We start from the raw sequence: 18,595 nt of genomic DNA on the forward strand, positions 1-18,595 counted from the left end.
GAAATGACCGGAGAGTACGTCGCCGCCATCGACCAGGGCACCACCTCGTCGCGGTGCATCGTCTTCGACCGGGCCGGTGAGATCGTCGCCGTCGCGCAACGCGAGCACCGGCAGATCTTCCCCCGGCCCGGCTGGGTCGAGCACGACGCCGAGGAGATCTGGGCCAACGTCGAACGGGTGGTCCGCGACGCGCTGGCCGACGCCGGCACCGGCCCGGACGGGTTGGCCGCCGTCGGCATCACCAACCAGCGGGAGACCACCGTGGTCTGGGACCGGGCGACCGGCCGGCCGGTCGCCAACGCCGTCGTCTGGCAGGACACCCGTACCGGCCCGCTGCTGCGGGAGTTGGCCGACTCGTACGGCGAGGAGCGGCTGTGCGCCCGCACCGGGCTCACCCTGGCCACCTACTTCGCCGGGCCGAAGCTGCGCTGGCTGCTGGACAACGTCGACGGGCTGCGGGGGCGCGCCGAGCGGGGCGAGGTGCTGTTCGGCACGATGGACAGCTGGCTGGTCTGGAAGCTGACCGGACGGCACGTCACCGACGTCACCAACGCCAGCCGGACCATGCTGATGGACCTGGAGACCCTCGACTGGGACCCGGAGCTGCTCGACGCGCTGCGCGTCCCGGCCGCGATGCTGCCGCAGATCCGCAGCTCGGCGGAGGTCTACGGGACGGCCCACGGGGTGCTCGACGGGGTGCCGGTGGCCAGTGCGCTCGGCGACCAGCAGGCCGCCCTGTTCGGGCAGACCTGTTTCCAGCCGGGTGAGGCGAAGTGCACCTACGGCACCGGGAGCTTCCTGCTGCTCAACACCGGGGCCAGTCCGGTGCCGTCCAGCCACGGCCTGCTGACCACGGTGGCCTACCGGATCGACGGCCAGCCGGCCGCGTACGCCCTGGAGGGGGCGATCGCGGTGACCGGTTCACTGGTGCAGTGGCTGCGGGACAACCTCGGATTGATCTCCTCGGCCGCCGAGGTCGAGGAGCTGGCCGCCACCGTGGACGACAACGGGGGCTGCTATGTGGTACCCGCCTTCTCGGGACTGTTCGCGCCGCACTGGCGTAGCGACGCCCGGGGGGTGATCGCCGGGCTGACCGGCTACATCACCAAGGGGCACCTGGCGCGGGCGGCACTGGAGGCGTCGGCCTGGCAGACCCGCGAGGTGGTCGACGCGATGAACGCCGACTCCGACGTCGCCCTGCGCCGGTTGCGGGTCGACGGTGGAATGACCGCCAACGGCCTGCTGATGCAGTTCCTCGCCGACGTGCTGGCGGTGCCGGTGGTCCGTTCCCGGATCACCGAGACCACCTGCCTCGGCGCGGCGTACGCGGCCGGCCTGGCCGTCGGCTTCTGGCCCGACCTGGCGACCCTGCGCGCCCGGTGGCGTTCCGACGCGCAGTGGGAGTCCCGAATGGACCCGGCGCACCGGGAGCGGGAACTGGGTCGGTGGCGCAAGGCGGTCGCCCGCACGCTCGACTGGGTCGACTGACCCGGCGACGACCCGTCGGTCGATCGGTCTTCGTCGTACCGACCGATACGATCGGTCGGGGGGATGCCACATGCAGACAGTCGGTCCGTACGCGCTGCACCGCAAGCTCAGCTCGTGTGAGCTGGGTGAGGTCTGGGACGCACGGGACGCCGCCGAGCGGCCGTTCACCGTGGCCGTGCTCGCGCCGGCCGCCGCCGAGGGCGGCTGGCGGGAGGCGTTCGCCGCGGCGGCCAACACGCTGGCCCGTTCCGACGGCCTACCGATCACCGGGGCCAACCACACCGGCCCGGTGCCCTGGGTGGCCTGCGCCGCCGAGCAGGGTGCCGGGGCGGCGCACGTCTTCCTCGCGCTGGGCCAGCGCCTCGTCCCGGCCGGAGAGCCCCCGGTAGCCGGCACCCGGGGCGGACCGTCCGGCGAGCCCGCCCCGGCGCACCGGCCGACCGCCGGGACACCGGCCGGGACGCCGGTCGCCGGGGCACCGGGCGGGACGCCCGTCGCCGGGACACCGGCCGCCGTGGCCGCCGGGACACCGGCACCGGACGGGCAGGGCACCGCCGGGCCGGCGGGCCCGGCACGGCCGGGGAACACCACGCCGGGGGTGCCCGCTCCGTCGACCAGACCCACCGCATCCATCGGGCCTGCTTCGCCGACCAGCCCCGGTGCGTCGACCAGCCCCGGTGCGTCGACCCGGCCTGTCGCGTCGACCGGGCCTATCGCGTCGGCCACCGGCGGCACGGTGCCGCCGGGTGCCGCGCCCCGCCCGGCCCACCCGGCCACCCCGGCCCACCCGGCGGCCCCGCACCAGGCCGCTCTACCCCAGGCCAGCCCGCACCAGGCCGCTCTACCCCAGGCCAGCCCGCACCAGGCCGCTCTGCCCCAGGTCGGCCCGCACCAGGCAGCCCGGCAGCAGGCCGGCCCCCACCAGGCGGCACCGCCGCAGGTCGGGCCGCAGCGGGTCGGCCCGCAGCAGGCAGCCCGGCAGCAGGTCGGCCCGCAGCAGGCGGTGCCCGCGCCGGTGGTGCCGCAGCGCGCGGGAGCGCCGTACCCGCCGACGGCCCTCGCGCCGTACCCGCCGGCCCCGTTCCCGCCAGCACCGTTCCCGCCGCTCGCGGGTCCGGCGCGCGGGCGGGGTCGGGCCGTACTGTGGTCGGTGCTGGTGGCCCTGCTCGCGGCGGCGCTCGGGGCGGCCGGTGGCTACCTCGTCGCCGACCGGACGGCAGACGGGCCGGCCACCGTCGCCGCGTCGGCCTCCGCGACCCCGAGCGTCGACCTGGGGCTGCCGGGCACGCCGCCGCGCCGGCCGGGGGTGGAGCCGCCGGTCGGCGGCGGCTGGCCCGCCGGGGCGCCCACCTTCGCCGGCACCGAGCCGACCCGGGAGATCACCGGCCTGGCCGGGGTCGACTTCAGCTTCCGGGTGCCCACCGGCTGGAGCTGCACCGAGGCCGGTCGTACGAGCGGTTCGGCGCACTACCGGTGCGGCGTCCCGGCCGCCGACGGGTCGATCATCGGTGGCGACCTGGTCGTCCGGCAGTGCCCCCGGCTCTGCACCGACGAGCGCCGCACCGCGCTGCGCCGGCAGGAGGAGGCATGGGGGTTGCAGTGGATCCGCAGTGGCGAGTTCACCACCTGGGCGGAGACCGCCCGGGTGGACGGTGCGCCGCGCTACGGGCTGGTCTACCTCTCCTACTGGCGCAGCGTGCCGGAGGACGCGATCGACAGGCAGCTGGTGCTGCGGATGACCGCGCCCCTGGACCGCGCGGACGAGGTGCGCAAGGTGGCCGCCTCGGTCCGGGAGGCCACCTTCACCATCTGACGCGGGGGCGAGGCCACCCCCGGTCGACCGGTACCCTTCGACCGGACGTCGACGACGAACCGGTCCGTCCTTCCACGACCGAGCGGGGCCATGTGCGCATGCTGACTGTCTCCCCTGACCGAGCCGGGGCCTGTCCGACCATCACGGACGCGTTGGAGATCGCGCCGGACGACGCGGTCGTCTCGATCGCCCCCGGCGTCTACCCCGAATCGCTCCGGCTCGACGGCCGGCGGGTCCGGCTGGTGGCCGCCGGCGAGCCGGGCTCGGTCGTCGTGGACGGTCGGGCCGCCGGGCGGCCGACGGTGGCCTGCACCGGCGGCGAGGTGCTGTTGCAGGGGCTGGTCGTGCAGGCCGGCGACTATCCGGCGGTGGAGGTGGTCGGCGGGCGGCTGCGCATGGAGAAGTGCCAGGCCAGCGCCGGGTACGCCGCGGCCGTGTCGGTACGCGACGGGGCCCGGATCGAGGCCGTCGAGGTCACCGTCACCGGCGGCCAGCACGGGCTGGTCGTCTCGGACGCGGGCGGCACTGTCGAACGGTGCGAGATCCGCGACGTCACCGACGACGGGATCATCGTGCGGCTCGGTGCCGACCCGGCCATCCGCAACTGCACCGTCGGCACCGCCGGCTTCCGGGGCGTGTACGTCTACCAGGCGGCCCGCCCCACCATCGAACGCTGCGACGTCTCCGGCACCGGCGACGCCGGCATCGTCGTCGCGTTGCAGAGCAGCCCCACCATCGTGGACTGCTGGGTGCACGACACCCGGGGCGTCGGCATCGACGTCGGCCGGGGCTGCGGCGGCTCGGTCGAGGGCTGCCGTACGGAGCAGACCGCCGCCCCCGGGGTCCGGATCGCGGAGGGCGCTACCACCGTCCACCGGGTCGCCGAGGCGGGCGGACGGCCGATGGCCGGGGTCAGCGCGGGCGGCGGGACGGCCGGTCAGGACGAGCGGAAGGTCGAGGAACTCCTCGCCGAACTCGACTCGATGATCGGCCTGGCCGGGGTGAAGGCCGAGGTGCGTTCGCTGATCGACGAGATCCAGGTCAACGAGTGGCGGCGCAACGCCGGCCTGGCGGTGGGCGCGGTCAGCCACCACCTGATCTTCACGGGCGCGCCGGGCACCGGCAAGACGACCGTGGCCCGGGTCTACGGGCAGTTGCTCAAGGCCCTCGGGGTGCTGCCGAACGGCCAGTTCCGGGAGGTGTCCCGGCGGGACCTGGTCGGCCAGTACATCGGGCACACCGCCGAGAAGACCTCGTCGGTGTTCACCGAGGCGCTGGGCGGGGTGCTCTTCATCGACGAGGCGTACACCCTGTCCCGGGCCGGGGGTGCCGGCGGCGACTTCGGCCAGGAGGCGATCGACACCCTGGTCAAGCTGATGGAGGACCACCGCGACCAGGTGGCGGTGATCGTCGCCGGTTACACCACCGAGATGGCCGCCTTCCTGGGCGCCAACTCCGGGCTGGCGTCCCGGTTCGCCAAGACGCTGGAGTTCGAGAACTACAGCCCGGTCCAGTTGGTCGACATCGTCGGCCGGATCGCCCGCAACGACGAGTACCTGCTCGCCGAGGGACTGACCGACGGGCTGCTGGAGTGGTTCGGCCAGATCGAACGGGACCAGAACTTCGGCAACGCCCGGGAGGCCCGCAAGCTGCTGGAGGGGATGCGCAAGGCGCAGTCCGGGCGGCTGCGCGCGCTGGGCCGGATGCCGAGCCGGGACGACCTGCGCACCCTCGTCCTGGACGACCTGCTCGCCGCCACCCGGTGAGCGGGATGTCACCCACCGGGGGCACCGGTGCCCGCAGCGACGCGCCGACCGCCCTGATCGTCCGGGTCCGGGACGCGCCACCCGAGCCCGCCGCCCCGTGGCGGCCCACCGAGGCCGACCAGCCGGCCCCGCCGGAACCGCTGGACGCGCCCTGGCTGCGCCACCTGGCCCGGCTGCTGCCGATGGCGGTCGTCGCCGTCCTCGGCGGGATCGGGCTGAACCGGCCCGGCCTGTGGGAGGACGAGCTGGCCACCTGGGGCATGGTCACCGTCGGGTTCGACGACTTCGTGGCGGTGCTGCGCAACGTCGACGCCTCGATCGGCCCGTACTACCTGCTGATGCGCGGCTGGGTGGCGCTGGCCGGCAGCTCCGACGTCGCGTTGCGGGTGCCGTCGGTGCTGGCCATGGCGGCGGCGGCCGGCCTGGTCGCCGCGATCGGCCTGCGGATCGGCGGGCTGCGGGTCGGGCTGGTCGCCGGCCTGCTGTTCGCGGTGCTGCCGACCACCTCCCGGTACGCGCAGGAGGCCCGGCCGTACGCGTTCGCGGTGTGCGCCGCCGCGCTGGCCACCCTGCTGCTGGTCCGGCTGCTGGAACGACCCCGGTTCCTCCGCTACCTGGGGTATTCCGCCGTGGTGGCGTTGCTGGGGCTGATGCACCTGGTGGGCCTGCTGCTGCTCGTCGCGCACGCGCTGGTCGCCTGGCGGGGGGCTCAGCGCCGGCGCGGCTTCTTCGGCTGGCTCGGCGCGGCCGTGGCCGGCACGCTGCCCGTGCTGCCCGTCCTCTGGCTGGGCCGGCAACAGACCGGTACGCAGATCAACTGGATTCCCCCGGTCACCCTGGACCGGCTGGTCGACACGCCGGAGGCGCTGTTCGGCGGGCCGCTGCTCGCCGGTGCGGTGCTCGCCCTGGCCTTCCTCGGCATGTCGATGCGGGAACGGTCGGCCGTGGCCACCGCCTGGCTGGTGCTGCCCGCCGTCGGCCTGCTGCTCGCCGCCCAGCTCACCCCGCTCTGGCTGCCGCGCTACCTGCTGTTCACGGTGCCGGCCTGGGCGCTGGTCGCTTCGCTGGCGTTGCGGCGCAGTTCGCTGCTGCGGGGCACCGCCGCGATGCTGGCGGTCGGCCTGCTCGGCATCCCGGTGCAGGTCGAGATCCGGGGCGTCACCGGCCACAGCCAGGGCACCAAGGACATCGCCGCCGTGTTGCGGGCGCACGCCCGTCCGGGCGACACGCTGGTGTACGGCCCGTTCGACGCCGGTGACCAGCGCACCAGCCGGGACGCGGTGAACCGGTACGTCGACGAGAGCTGGCGACCCCGGGACGTGCTGATGACCGTACCGGCCCGCCGGCAGGGCACCCTGGGGGCACGGGAGTGCGCCGACCGGGACGTACCGGTGTGTCTGGGTCGCCCGGAGCGGGTGTGGATCGTCCGCAAGGGAGCCCTCGACGATCCGGTGCAGCGGATCGGGCCGGCGAAGGAGGCCGCGCTCAAGCCGTACGCCGTCGACCGCGCCTGGCGGGTCCGGGGCTTCAGCATCGCCCTGCTGGTGCGTAAGCCGGAGGTGGGGAAGTGAGCACCCGGGCCGGTGCGGGCCGCACCGACGAGACGACGGAGTTCCACCGTCCGGTGCTGCCATCCCGTTCCACCCCGCCGGCGCCCCCGCCCGGCCCGGGGTCGGTCCGGGACGCGCACCCGCAGCGCGGACCGGTGCCGGTGCGGGACCCGGCCCCGCAGCGCGCTCCGGCGCCGCCGCCGTGGCCGGGGCGGACCGCAGGGGATGGTCCGGTGGGACCGCCGACGCCCCGGGGCGGGATGACCGGGCCGGTTCCCCGGGACCCGGCCGTGCCGACGCCACGCGGGCCGAGGGCGGCTCCTCCCGCGCGTCCCCCGGCGGTGGCCCCCTTCTCACGCGCTCCACTGCCGGCCCCCGCTCCGGGCGGCCCGGTGACGGTGCCGACGCGCCGGGGCCCGGTGACGGTGCCGACCCCGCGGGTGCCGTCGGCGATGCCGGCCCCTGCGGCACCGGCCCCGGCGGTGCCGTCGGCGCGGGAGGCGGTGGCCCCGGCGGCGCTGGGCCGACCGGCGACGGTCGACCCGTCCCTGCCGCTGCCACCGAACGACGACGAGAAGGCCGCCTACCGGCACCGCCGGCTGCCGGTGCTGATGATCGCCTCGTTCGTCAGCTTCACCGGGCTGCTCACCAGCCAGCTGCTCTTCGTCCGGATGGCACCCTGGCTGCTGGCGCTGCTGCCGCTGTTCGGCTTCACCGTCCTCTACTACCTGATCTCGGCGACGGTGAACATCGGCACGCCCGGGTTCGACCTGGACCGGCACCGGCGGTTGGTCCGCGACTTCCGGCCGCCCGTGCACCCGTCGGTGGACGTGTTCCTGCCGGTCTGCGGCGAGGCGACCGAGGTGCTGCGCAACACCTGGGAGCACGTCAGCCGGATGGTCGACCACTACCCGGGCCGGGTGCACGTCTACGTCCTCGACGACTCGGCGACCGACGAGCGGGAGGCGATGGCGCTCGCCTTCGGCTTCGTCTACCAGCGCCGCCCCAACCGGGGCTGGTACAAGAAGGCCGGCAACATGCGGTACGCGTACCAACGCACGCTGGGCGAGCACATCCTGGTGCTGGACGCCGACTTCACCCCCCGGCACGACATGCTCGACGAGATGGTGCCCTACCTGGCCGCCGAGCCGGACCTCGGGATCGTGCAGTCCCCGCAGTACTTCCGGGTGCACCCCGGCCAGGGCTGGCTGGAGCGCGGGGCCGGGGCGGTGCAGGAGCTGTTCTACCGGATGGTGCAGGTGTCCCGGCAGCACCACGAGGCGGCGATCTGCGTCGGCAGCTGCGCGCTCTACCGCCGGGAGGCGCTCGACGCGATCGGCGGTTCCACCCTGATCGAGCACTCGGAGGACGTGCACACCGGGTTCGACATGCGGCGGCGCGGCTGGCGGCTGCGCTACCTGCCGGTGCCGCTGGCGACCGGGCTGTGCCCGGCCGACGTCAACTCGTTCTTCACCCAGCAGTACCGCTGGTGTGCCGGCTCGATGAGCCTGCTCGGGTCCACGAAGTTCTGGAACACCCGGATGCGGCTGCGCACCCGGCTGTCGTACCTCTCCGGGTTCTGCTACTACCTGCACACGGCGCTGTTCACCTTCGTCGGGCCACTGGTGCCGATCGTGCTGCTCGCCTGGTTCCCGCAGTCGGTGGCCCCGGCGAACTACCTGTGGATCGTGCCGAGCCTGGTCTACAACCTGGTGGTGTTCCCGCTGTGGCACCGGTGCGCCTACCGGGTGGAGGCGTGGACCGTGAAGATGATCTACGGCTGGTCGCACGCCTTCGCCATCTGGGACCTGCTGCGCGGGCAGAGCATGGGCTGGCAGCCCACCGGCGGCACGGGACGGAAGAACAGGACGGGTCGACTGTGGTGGGGAATGGCCGTCTGCACGGCGGGCAGCGGAGCACTGTGGACCGGCCTGGCGGCCCACCGGATGATCACCGACGACCTGTGGACCTTCGCGCCGGCCTTCCTCGGTGGCGCGTTCTACCTGGCCGTCGCGTTGCAGGCGCTGCTGGTGAAGCCGGCGCGGGACATCCGGCCGGAGCGTTCCCGGTGACCTCCCGCCAACTGTTCACCATCGTCACGCTGTTCGTGATCGGGGTGTTCGGCTACGCCGCGCTCGCGCCCAGCCCGGCCAGCCGGCCGGCCCGGTTCGCCACCGAACCGAGCGCGTCGGCCTCCCCCACCGGCCCGCCCCCGGCGTACGACGTCCGCCCGCTGGCCCAGCCGCAGGGCCGCTACCTGGGGGTGGCGCTGAGCGGCGCGCCGCAGGACATGAGCCGCGTCGACCGCTTCGCCGACCTGGTCGGCAGCAAACCCAACATCATCACCATCTACGAGAGCTTCGACGACGAGTTCGCCGCCGCCGAGGTCCGCCGGGTCCACCGGTACGGCGCACTGCCGATCGTCCGCTGGGAACCGTTCAAGGCGAAGCTGAAGGACATCGCCGCCGGACGCCACGACCCGTACCTGGTGGAGTTCGCCGTCGCGGTGCGCCGGCTCAACCTGCCGGTCGCGCTCACCATCGCGCACGAGATGAACGGCCACTGGTACTCCTGGGGCGCGCACGACAACACCGCCAAGGAGTTCGTCGCCGCCTGGCGGCACATCCACGCCGTCTTCGCCCGTGCCGACGCCACGAACGTGATCTGGACCTGGACCCCGAACGTGATCAACCCGGTCCCGTCGGTGAAGCTCGCCCCGCTCTACCCCGGCGACGCGTACGTGGACTGGGTCGGCATCGACGGCTACTTCACCAGGCGCGGCGAGCAGACCTTCGACGACCTGTTCGGACCCACCATCACCCAGGTCCGGAAGTTCACCACCCGGCCGCTGCTGATCGTGGAGACCGGGTCCGAGCCGGGCACGATACGCCGCCGGGCGGTCGACGAACTCTTCACCGCCCTGCGGAAACGGCCCGACCTGCTGGGGTTCGTCTACTTCAACCAGAAGGGCTCCGGCGACTGGGTGATCGACTCGGACAAGCCGGCGCTCGCCGCGTACCGGTCCGGCGCGGCGGCCGACCCCCGGACCGGCTTCCGGGTCAACTGACCTCGGCCGCCCACCCACGGGCCCCGGGGCGCTGCGCCGGGTTCCTATGATGAGGGCGGCCCACCGTGGGCGGGCCACACGGGTCGACGCGTCTGGGGGGCAGCCGGAGATGACCGGAGCACCACGGCCGGCCCGCGCCGCACTCCCGGCGGACGATCCCGACGCCCGCGTACACCTGGCACCCCGCCGTCGGCCGGGCCGGATCGGCGAACTGCACGTGCTGCAACTGCTGCTGCTGGAGGCGGTGCTGCTCGGCGTCCTCGCCAGTGGACTGTTCGGGATGCCGGTGCTGGTCGTCGCCGCGCTGTGCGGCCTACTCCTGCTGACCGTGGTGTTCCTGCGCTCGCGGGGCCGCTGGTGGCTGGAGAAGCGGGCACTGGCCCGGCACCAGCGGCGACGGGCCGCCGCAGCGGTCCCGGTCGCCGCCGACCCGGGGCTGGACGCCCTGCAACGACTCGCCCCCGGCCTGTCGGTGGGCACCGTGACGATGGCCGACGGCACGCGGATCGGGGTGGCCCGCGACGACGCCGGCTGGTTCGCGGTGGCCGCCGTCGACGGCTCCGGGCCGACCGGTGACGCGCCGGCCGGCCTGCCGCTGGACGTGCTGGCCACCGCGCTGGCCGAGTCCGGCCAGCCGGGCACCGTGCTCCAGGTGGTGACCAGCACCGTGCCGGCCGGCGGTCCGACCGACGACCCGACCGCCCCGGCCCGTGAGTCCTACCGGCAGTTGCTGGCCGGTCTCGGCGGCACGCCGGTCCCGGCCGGACGGTCGACCTGGGTGGCGGTCCGGCTGGACGCCCGCGCGCTGGCCGAGGCGGTCGGCGACTACGCGGTCGACCTGGGCGTCGCCCCCTCGGTGGTGGCCGCGCTGGCCCGCCAGACCGGCAAGTCGCTGCGCCGCAGCGGGGTCGAGCACCGGCTGCTGGACGCGCACGGGCTGCTCGCCGCCGTCGGCAGGTCCTGCGGCTTCGCCCCCGGCGTCCCGGCCGGTGCGGCCGGAGTCCGTGAGGAGTGGGCGGCGTGGCACTGCGGCCCGCTCGCGCACCGCTCGTTCTGGATCCGCCGCTGGCCGCCCGTCGACCGGGCGGCGGCCATGCTCGGCTGGCTGGAGACCCTACCGGCGGCGCTGGTGACGGTGTCGTTGACGGTGGCCACGAACGGGCCGGGTGAGGATCTCGACCTGCGGGGCCTGGTCCGGGTGACCGGGCCGGCGGAGCTGCTGCCGCAGCTGTGCGGCCCGGCGGTCGACGGGGTACGACAGGCCGGCGGGGAACTCTTCCCGCTCGACGGCGAACACGGCCCGGCGGTGTACGCGTCGGCACCGACGGGAGGTGGCGCGGGATGACCGGCCCTGGCGACGAACGGCGTACGGCGGTGCCGGCCACCTTCGGCACCTCCCCCGACCAGCCGGCCGGGCCGTACCGCGACCCGGCCGGCGGGCCGGACCCGCAGGGTCCGGCCGGTGACCCGTACCCGGTGGGTGGGCCGTTCCCGCAGGGGCCGGCGGTGGCCGGGGCCTACCCGGGTGGGGCGGTCGCCTCGGCCGCCGTACCGCCGCCGGTGGCCGCACCGGCGGTCACCGCGCCGCCGGTCGGCGCGGACGCTCCGGTGCTGGGCGCGCCCCGCGCCCGGGTCGACGCCGACGCGGCCGGTACCACCGCCGCGACCGCGCTGGCCACCGCCGACCCGCTGACCCGGGCCCTGGCCGGTCCGCTGGCCGCCCCGCAGAGCCACCCGTCCGCTCCCCCCGGGTCACCCCCGGCCCACCGTCGCGAGGTCGGGGACCCGCCCGGTCGTGGCGGGCCGTCCGGTCGGCTGCCCCGGCTGCGGATCGGCACCCACGCGGTCTCCCCGGCAGCTCTCGCCCGGCTCAGCCCGAGCCCGCTCCCGGCCGGTCTGGTGCTCGGTGCGGACCACCGCCGGGCGGCGGTCACGATCCGGCTGTTCCGCCCGGAACCCACCCGGGTCGCCCTGGTCGGCGGGGTGTGGGCGGGTCAGCTCGTCGCCTTCCGGGCGCTGGCCCTGAATGCCCGGGTCGTCGTGGTCACCGCCGACCCGACCACCTGGGCCGGGTTCGGCCCGGCGGCGCTGGGTCGGGCCGCCGACCGGGTCGAGGTACGCGCCGACGACCGCCCGGCACCCACCGCCGGCAGCGCCGGGCAGCCCACCCTGATCGTGCGCGACCTACCACCCGGCGCGACCCACCCGACCGCGTCCGGGGCGGGGGCCCCGGGTTCGTGGCAGGCCGAGCTGACCGTGGTGCGGCGGCTCGATGCTGGCACCGCGTCCGCCCTGCGCGACAGCGACCTCTGCGTGCTGCAACGGCTCTCCGCCGACGAGTCCGTCACCGCGCAGCAGGCGCTGCGGCTGCCCCCGGACAGCAGCCGGTTCCTCCAGGTAATGGCCGACGACATGCTCAGCCTGGTCGGCGGCGGCACGGACCGGCACCTGTGGATCAGTCAGACCCCGGTCGAGCAGCACCTGCTGGGCGCGCCGCGTCGCTGACGAGCAGCCGCGCGAGGCGCTTCTTCCGGCCGTTCTCGCGGACGATCCAGGCCACGTCGCCGTCGTCCACCGCGGTCAACGCCCGGAACGCCGGCAGGCCACCTGCCGGATCTGCGGCCACCGCGACGCTCCAGCAGTAGCCCAACGCCTGCCGCAGCGCCCGGACACCCTCGTCGCGGCGCTGGTCGGCCGGCAGCGCCGCCAGGCCCGTCGTCGCCCGTTCGCACAGGGCGACGGCGCGGGCGGCGGCCTCCGGAGCGGCCAGCAGACGCGGTTCGCACACGGCCGCGACGGCCGCCCGCCGGACCAGCGGGTTCGGGTCCCCGACCCAGGCCGTGCCGAGGTCAAGCAGGCGTGGCAGGTCGGCGTCGCCGAGCCGCTGCAACGCCAGGGCCACCGCCTCGCGTACCCGCCAGCGGGGGTCGGTCGCGTGCTCGTGCAGGCGCGCCCCGATGCGCGTCCGGGCCCGTGCCGGCGGGCCGTCGGCCAGCAGCCGACCGAGGCCCAACACCCCGCAGAAGACCAGGTACTCGTCGTCGGTGGCGATCAGTGCGTCGAACGCGGCGGGGTCACCCTCGTCGGCGACGGCCTGGGCGAGGTCGAGGTTGGCGCGCGGCCCCGGCAGCCCCGAACGCTCCCGCAGGTATCCCGGCCACCGCCCGGGGCCGGCCGCCCGCAACTCGGCCCGGTACTGGTCACGGCGGTTCACCAACGCAGCGTAACCCGCCCGACCGGGGCGGGCCGCCCGCTCAGGTGAGCTGGTCGCCATTGCGGCGGGACAGCGGTATCGGGGCGGGCCGACCCCGCTGTCCCGGCCCCATTGAGTCGATCATGAGATTCGACGCGCCCCGGCAGGTCTGGTCAGCCGGCCGGCGGCACCAGGGGGAGCTGGACCAGTTGGGCACCGTTCCGGCGGGTGAACAGCCAGCCCCGGCCGGCGGGCAGCCGTTGCGGCTTGACGGTGCCGAACAGCGCGCCCTCCTCACGCGGACCGGACATCATGATGCCCGGGGAGGCGAGTTCCCTGATCCGCCCGATCACCGGGTCGAACATGGCCCGCCCGGCACCGCCGATCCGCCTGGTCAGCACCAGGTGCAGGCCGATGTCGCGGGCCTGCGGAAGGTACTCCAGCAGCGGCGCGAGCGGGTTGAGCGCCGCCCCGGCGACCAGGTCGTAGTCGTCGACCAGCAGGTAGAGTTCCGGGCCCTTCCACCAGCTGCGGTCGCGTAGCTGCTCGGCGGTGACGTCCCGCCCCGGCAGCCGCTCCCCCATCACCGTGGCCACCTGCTTGACCAGGTCGGCGGTGACCTGCGGGGAGGTGCCGTAGCCGATCAGGTGCTCGGACTCGACCGCACCGAGCAGGCTGCGCCGGAAGTCGACCAGGATGATCCGGGCCGCCGCCGGGTCGTTGCCCTCGACGATGCTGCGGGCCAGCCCACGCAGGAACGTGCTCTTGCCGCACTCGACGTCCCCGAAGAGCAGCAGGTGCGGTTCGGCGGTGAAGTCGAGGCGTACCGGCTGGAGGTCGGTCTCGGCGATGCCGATCGGGATGACGCCGCCCTGCGCGGCGGGCAGCGCCTCATAGGGCAACTCGGCGGGGAGCAGCCGGACGGCCGGGGCGCCCGCCGACGTCCAGTGCTGCTGCACCCGCTTGACCAGGTCGGCCAGCGCGTCCGGCAGGTCGTCGACCACCGGCCGGCCGTCGAGGCGGGGCAGGCCGGCGAGAAAGTGCAGGCCGTCGGGGGTCAGCCCGTGGCCGTGCTGTTCGGGCACGTTCACCGCGGCCCGCCGGTTGATCACCGAGTCGGCGGGCTCGCCGAGGCGCAGCTCGACCTTCGCGCCGAACATGTCCCGCACCGCCGGACGGACGTCCATCCACCGGTTGGTGGCGGCCAGGATGTGGATGCCGTAGCCGAGACCCCGGTTCGCCAGCTCGGTGACCAGGGGCTCCAGATCCTCGAACTCGGCCCGCAGTGCCGCCCAGCCGTCCACCACCAGGAACACGTCACCGTACGGGTCCTCCCGGAACCGGCCCTCGCGGCGGGCCCGCCGGTAGGCCGCCGCGCCCTCCACCGCGTGCGCGGTGAACAACGCGTCCCGGGCCTGCATCAGCCCGTGCAGCTCGGCGATGGTCCGGCGGACCTTGTCCACCTCCCGCCGGCTCGCCACCCCGCCGACGTGCGGCAGGCCGGCCAGCGCGGCCAGGGTGCCGCCGCCGAAGTCGAGGCAGTAGAACTGCGCCTCGCGCGGGGTGTTGCCCAACGCCAGGCTGGTGACCAGGGTACGCAGCAGGTTGCTCTTGCCGGTCTGCGGTGCGCCCACCACCATCACGTTGCCGGCCGCCCCGGCCAGGTCCAGCCAGAGCGGGTCGCGGCGCTGCTCCAACGGCTTGTCGACGATGCCGGCCACGCCGTGCAGCGCACCGTGCCGGTCCTCGGCGGCGAACGTCAGGCCCCGCACCGGGGACACCTGCACCGGTGGCAGCAGCGCGTCGAGGGTCGGCGGCTCCTCCAGCGGCGGCAACCAGACCTGGTGGGCGGCCGGCCCACGCCCCTCCATCCGGGCCACCAACACGTCGAGCAGGCTCTCCCCGACGTGCTCGTCGACCGGGGCCGCCGTCGGCTCGTCAGGCGCGTCGTCGGTGGCGAGCGGGACGTAGTCGGTGGTGTAGTCGCGGACCGGGTCGATCAGCCAGCCGCCGACGGTGGGCACCCCGCCGTGCTGCCGCACCGCCCCCGAGACGTACGCGGCCTTGAACCGGATCAGCCCCTCGGTGCCGGCCTTGAGGTAGCCGTGCCCCGGTGAGCGGGGCAGCTCGTAGGCGTCGGCCACCCCGAGCACCGCGCGGGACTCCATCGAGGAGAACGTCCGCAACCCCAGCCGGTACGACAGGTGCGTCTCCAGGCCGCGCAGCCGCCCCTCCTCCAGCCGCTGCGAGGCCAGCAGCAGGTGCATGCCCAGCGACCGGCCCACCCGGCCGATCTGCACGAACATGTCGATGAAGTCGGGCCGGGCGCTGAGCAGCTCGCTGAACTCGTCCACCACGATCAGCAGGCTGGGCAGCGGGGCGAGCGGCACCCCGGCCGCACGGGCCCGCTCGTAGTCGCGTTGCGAGGCGTAGTTGCCGGCCCGGCGCAGCAGTTCCTGCCGGCGGGTGATCTCGCCCTGGATCGCGCCGAGCATCCGGTCGACCAGGAACAGCTCGTCGGCCAGGTTGGTGATCACGGCGCTGGTGTGCGGCAGCCGGTCCAGCGCGGCGAACGTCGCGCCGCCCTTGAAGTCGACGAGCACCAGGTTGAGGATCTCCGGGCTGTGCGTGACGGTCAGCGCCAGCACCAGCGTACGCAGCAGCTCGCTCTTGCCGGAGCCGGTCGCGCCGACGAGCAGCCCGTGCGGGCCCATCCCCTCCTGGGCGGACTCCTTGAGGTCCAGCTCGATCGGCCGGCCGTTCTCGTTGACCCCGATCGGCACCCGCAGCCGGCTGCGGTTGGGGCGACTGCCCCAGGCGTCGGCCAGGTCCAGCTCGTAGGGGTCGCCGAGGCCGAGCAGGTCGGCCAGGCCCAGGTCGGTGGCGACGGCCGGCTGGTCGGCGTACGAGGCGGCGGAGAGCCGCAGCGGCGACAGCTCCCGGGCCAGCACCTCGGCCCGCGCCGGGTCGAGCGTGTCGGCCCGGCCGACCCGGGTGGCACCGTCCATCGTGGTGCCCGAGATGGTGCCGTCGTCGGCGACGTCGAGCACCACGGAGGTCTCGTCGAGCAGGCGCGGCGGCCGGCCGGTGAGGTCGAGCAGGGTCACCCCGGCGACGCCGCCCTCGGTCATCAGGTGGTCGGAGCCGGCGACCTGCCCGCCGTCGACCACCACCAGCACGTACGGCGTGACCGCCGCCGTCGCCGTCGGGTCGAAGCGGGGCCGGTTGGCCAGCACGTCGACGAGCATCGCCTCCAGCGCCACCACGGTCGGGGCGAACAGCCGGATCGGGCCCACCGCGTCCAGCTTCGTCGGGTGCTGGGCGTGCGGCAGCCACTTCGCCCACTCCCACCCGTCCCGCCGGTCCGGGCCGACGCAGAGCGCGACCAGCAGGTCGTCGGGGGCGTGGAAGGTGGTCAGCTGGGCCACCACCGCGCGGACCAGCCCCCGCACGGCGTCGTCGGCACCGCGCAGATACACGTGGGAGAAGTCGCGCAGGGCGATCGCCACCGGCAGGTCGGGCACCACCGAGTAGGTGGCGACGAACCGGCGCAGCGCCACCGCGCACAGCGGCTCCAACTCGTCCACCGGGCGGGTCTGCGGCGGGATCAGCGGGGTGGCGACCTCCTGCGGGCCGAGCCCGATACGGACCACGCTGAAGTCGGCGTCACCCCGCCGACGCTCCCAGAGCCGGCCACTGGTCACGGTGGACCAGAGCGAGTCCGGGTCGGGGTGCCGGTAGTGGATGGCCTCCCGCTGCTGGCGTACCGTCGCGCGGACCTGGGCGCGCAGCTGGGCGAGGCGGCGCATGTACTGACGGCGGGCCTCGATCATCTCGCGTTTGCCAGGCCCCGACTGGTTGACCGCCATCACGGCGATCATGCCGAGGATGGAGATCCCGTACATGCCACCGACCACATAGGTCATCACCCCACCGCGCTGCATGCCCATCATCAGGCCCATCGCCGCGGCACCCGCCGCCATCGGCAGGATCATCAGCATCCGGGTCCAGCCCCGGCCACCGGCCGCCGGCACCTCGGGCGGCGGGTCGAGGAGCACCTCACCGGTCGGCAGCGGGGGCGCCGGCCGGCGGGGTGGACGCTTGACGACCACCAACGACGACATCTCCCCCGTACCTCCCACCACGTAGGTCTCCGGCGGCCCACTCTATCGACCGGTCGCCCCTGGCAGGGACCGCCGTCCGCCGTCGGACGGCCACCCGACGGGCGGCGCGACCGTGCTACCTTGACCGCCGCGGCGAGCCCAGCAGACGCCGCGCGAACGCATGGCACACGGGGAGGTGACCAGCGTGACGGCCCCGGGCGGTCTCAGTCTGGCCAGGGTGACCATCGCCGCCCCCCAGCGGCGGATGGACGTGGCGTTGCCCAACGGCATGCTCGTCGGGGAACTCCTGCCGCACCTGCTCCGGCACGCCGGGGAGGGCCTCGGCGACGTCGGCGAGCAGCAGGGCGGATGGGTGCTGCGACGGGCCACCGGCACCCTGCTCGAAGCCACCCGCAACCTCGCCGTGCAGGGTGTCCGCGACGGCGAACTGCTGCACCTCACGCCCGGCCGCGACGAGTGGCCCGAGCTGGCGTACGACGACGTGGTCGAGGTGATCGCCGGCGGCGCGCGCCGCACCGGTCGATCGTGGAGCGACGACGCCACCCGGCGGGCCGGGCTGGCGGTCACCGCCGCCCTGCTCGGGTTCGGGCTGGTCGCGTTGACCGCGGTCGGCGCGCCCTGGCGTACCCCGGGGCTGCTGGCGCTGGGGGTCGCGGCGCTGCTGGCGGTCGTCGGCCCGGTGCTGTCGCGGGCCGTGCCCGACGCCACCGCCGGGGCCGTGGTGGCCGCCGCCGGCCTGCCCTACGCGCTGCTCGGTGGGGCGCTGCTCGTCGCGCCGGACGGCGCACGGCTGGTCGACCTCGGGGCCCCGAGCCTGCTGCTCGGCTCCGCCGCGCTGCTGGTCTTCGGCATCGTCGGCTACGCGGCGGTGGGCGGGGTGCAGCGGTTGTTCACGGCCGGGGCGGCGGCCGGGCTCACCGGTGTGCTGGCCGCGCTGCTCTGCTACGGCGGGGTCTCCCCCGCCGGCGCGGCGGCGGCGACGCTGACCACGGTGATCGGTCTGCTGCCCGGCTACCCGCTGATCGCCGGCTGGTTGGGCAAGCTGCCGGTGCCGGAGCTGCCCGACCGGCCGGAGGAGATCCTGAAGGACCGGCCGGTGCCGGAGCGGGCGAAGGTCTTCGTGACCGTGGCGCGGGCCACCGAACTGCTCACCGGGATGCTGCTGTCCGCCTCGGTCTGCGGCGCGCTGGCCATCGCGTTCCTGCTGACCGGGGACCGTACCCCGGCGGGCGCGCTGCTGGCGCTCTGCGGCGCCGGCGCGCTGCTGCTGCGCGGGCGGCTCTTCCCCACCGCCGCGCAGCGGGTGCCGCTGCTGGTCAGCGGCCTGCTGGGGCTGTCGTCGCTGGCCGTCGCCGCGCTGCTGGGCACCGCGCCGGGCGGTGGCCGGGTCCTCGTCTGGCTCGGTGTGGTCGCCGCGGCGGCGCTGACGCTGGTCGCCGGTCTGGTCTACAGTCGACGCCGGCCGTCGCCCTACCTGGGCCGGGCCGCCGACATCGCCGACGTGATCGCCATCATGGCGCTGATCCCGCTGGCCTGCGCGGTCATCGGCCTGTTCGGGGCGATCCGGGGGATGTTCGCCTCGATCGGCGGGTGA

General features: G+C 75.0%; 11 protein-coding genes. 9 read left to right on the forward strand and 2 right to left on the reverse strand.

Annotated features, from left to right (window positions below; all coding sequences use genetic code 11):
- The first annotated feature begins 3 nt into the window (after positions 1 to 3).
- The 8 genes from glpK to Q2K16_RS15090 all read left to right on the forward strand — a co-directional run bounded on the left by glpK (position 4) and on the right by Q2K16_RS15090 (position 12,189).
- On the forward strand, positions 4 to 1,488 hold the full coding sequence (glpK, locus tag Q2K16_RS15055) for a glycerol kinase GlpK (RefSeq protein WP_302746161.1): 1,485 nt from the start codon (positions 4 to 6) through the stop codon (positions 1,486 to 1,488).
- A gap of 70 nt (positions 1,489 to 1,558) precedes the next feature.
- Positions 1,559 to 3,301, forward strand: a complete 1,743-nt coding sequence (locus tag Q2K16_RS15060; RefSeq protein WP_302746163.1) for a hypothetical protein — start codon at positions 1,559 to 1,561, stop codon at positions 3,299 to 3,301.
- Between the two features lie 98 nt (positions 3,302 to 3,399).
- The gene (locus Q2K16_RS15065) at positions 3,400 to 5,067 is read left to right on the forward strand and encodes a right-handed parallel beta-helix repeat-containing protein (protein WP_302746164.1); all 1,668 of its coding nucleotides are present in this window, start codon (positions 3,400 to 3,402) and stop codon (positions 5,065 to 5,067) included.
- A 5-nt stretch (positions 5,068 to 5,072) separates the two neighbouring features.
- On the forward strand, positions 5,073 to 6,638 hold the full coding sequence (locus tag Q2K16_RS15070) for a glycosyltransferase family 39 protein (protein WP_302746166.1): 1,566 nt from the start codon (positions 5,073 to 5,075) through the stop codon (positions 6,636 to 6,638).
- 371 nt (positions 6,639 to 7,009) lie between these two features.
- Positions 7,010 to 8,689, forward strand: coding sequence for a glycosyltransferase family 2 protein (locus Q2K16_RS15075; protein WP_302746168.1), 1,680 nt, complete (start codon positions 7,010 to 7,012; stop codon positions 8,687 to 8,689).
- Positions 8,686 to 9,684 carry a glycoside hydrolase family 26 protein gene (locus tag Q2K16_RS15080; protein WP_302746170.1) on the forward strand — a complete coding sequence of 333 codons (999 nt, stop codon included), beginning with the start codon at positions 8,686 to 8,688 and terminating at the stop codon, positions 9,682 to 9,684. The genes Q2K16_RS15075 and Q2K16_RS15080 overlap by 4 nt, the downstream gene beginning before the upstream one ends.
- Before the next feature lie 109 nt (positions 9,685 to 9,793).
- On the forward strand, positions 9,794 to 11,029 hold the full coding sequence (locus tag Q2K16_RS15085; protein WP_302746171.1) for a type VII secretion protein EccE: 1,236 nt from the start codon (positions 9,794 to 9,796) through the stop codon (positions 11,027 to 11,029).
- Positions 11,026 to 12,189 carry a hypothetical protein gene (locus tag Q2K16_RS15090; protein ID WP_302746172.1) on the forward strand — a complete coding sequence of 388 codons (1,164 nt, stop codon included), beginning with the start codon at positions 11,026 to 11,028 and terminating at the stop codon, positions 12,187 to 12,189. The genes Q2K16_RS15085 and Q2K16_RS15090 overlap by 4 nt, the downstream gene beginning before the upstream one ends.
- On the opposite strand, the gene Q2K16_RS15095 is transcribed toward Q2K16_RS15090, so the two are convergent.
- Both Q2K16_RS15095 and eccCa read right to left on the reverse strand, forming a co-directional pair.
- Complete coding sequence (locus Q2K16_RS15095; protein WP_302746173.1) at positions 12,140 to 12,898, reverse strand: hypothetical protein; 759 nt, start codon at positions 12,896 to 12,898, stop codon at positions 12,140 to 12,142. The genes Q2K16_RS15090 and Q2K16_RS15095 overlap by 50 nt on opposite strands.
- 152 nt (positions 12,899 to 13,050) lie before the next feature.
- Positions 13,051 to 17,001 (reverse strand): type VII secretion protein EccCa, encoded by a 3,951-nt coding sequence (eccCa, locus tag Q2K16_RS15100; protein WP_302746496.1) that lies wholly within the window; start codon positions 16,999 to 17,001, stop codon positions 13,051 to 13,053.
- Between the two features lie 184 nt (positions 17,002 to 17,185).
- Here eccCa and eccD point away from each other — a divergent pair, with 184 nt between their 5' ends.
- Entirely contained in the window at positions 17,186 to 18,595 is a 1,410-nt protein-coding gene (eccD, locus tag Q2K16_RS15105) for a type VII secretion integral membrane protein EccD (RefSeq protein ID WP_302746175.1), read from the forward strand.

Source organism: Micromonospora cynarisoli (assembly GCF_030518815.1).
Taxonomy (GTDB): Bacteria; Actinomycetota; Actinomycetes; order Mycobacteriales; family Micromonosporaceae; genus Micromonospora; species Micromonospora wenchangensis.

Excerpts from the sequence above, each read along its gene's own strand:
- glpK (WP_302746161.1), top strand. The coding sequence starts at position 4 with ATGACCGGAGAGTACGTCGCCGCCATCGACCAGGGCACCACCTCGTCG.
- Q2K16_RS15060 (WP_302746163.1), top strand. The coding sequence starts at position 1,559 with ATGCAGACAGTCGGTCCGTACGCGCTGCACCGCAAGCTCAGCTCGTGT.
- Q2K16_RS15065 (WP_302746164.1), top strand. The coding sequence starts at position 3,400 with ATGCTGACTGTCTCCCCTGACCGAGCCGGGGCCTGTCCGACCATCACG.
- Q2K16_RS15070 (WP_302746166.1), top strand. The coding sequence starts at position 5,073 with ATGTCACCCACCGGGGGCACCGGTGCCCGCAGCGACGCGCCGACCGCC.
- Q2K16_RS15085 (WP_302746171.1), top strand. The coding sequence starts at position 9,794 with ATGACCGGAGCACCACGGCCGGCCCGCGCCGCACTCCCGGCGGACGAT.
- Q2K16_RS15090 (WP_302746172.1), top strand. The coding sequence starts at position 11,026 with ATGACCGGCCCTGGCGACGAACGGCGTACGGCGGTGCCGGCCACCTTC.
- eccCa (WP_302746496.1), bottom strand. The coding sequence starts at position 17,001 with ATGTCGTCGTTGGTGGTCGTCAAGCGTCCACCCCGCCGGCCGGCGCCC.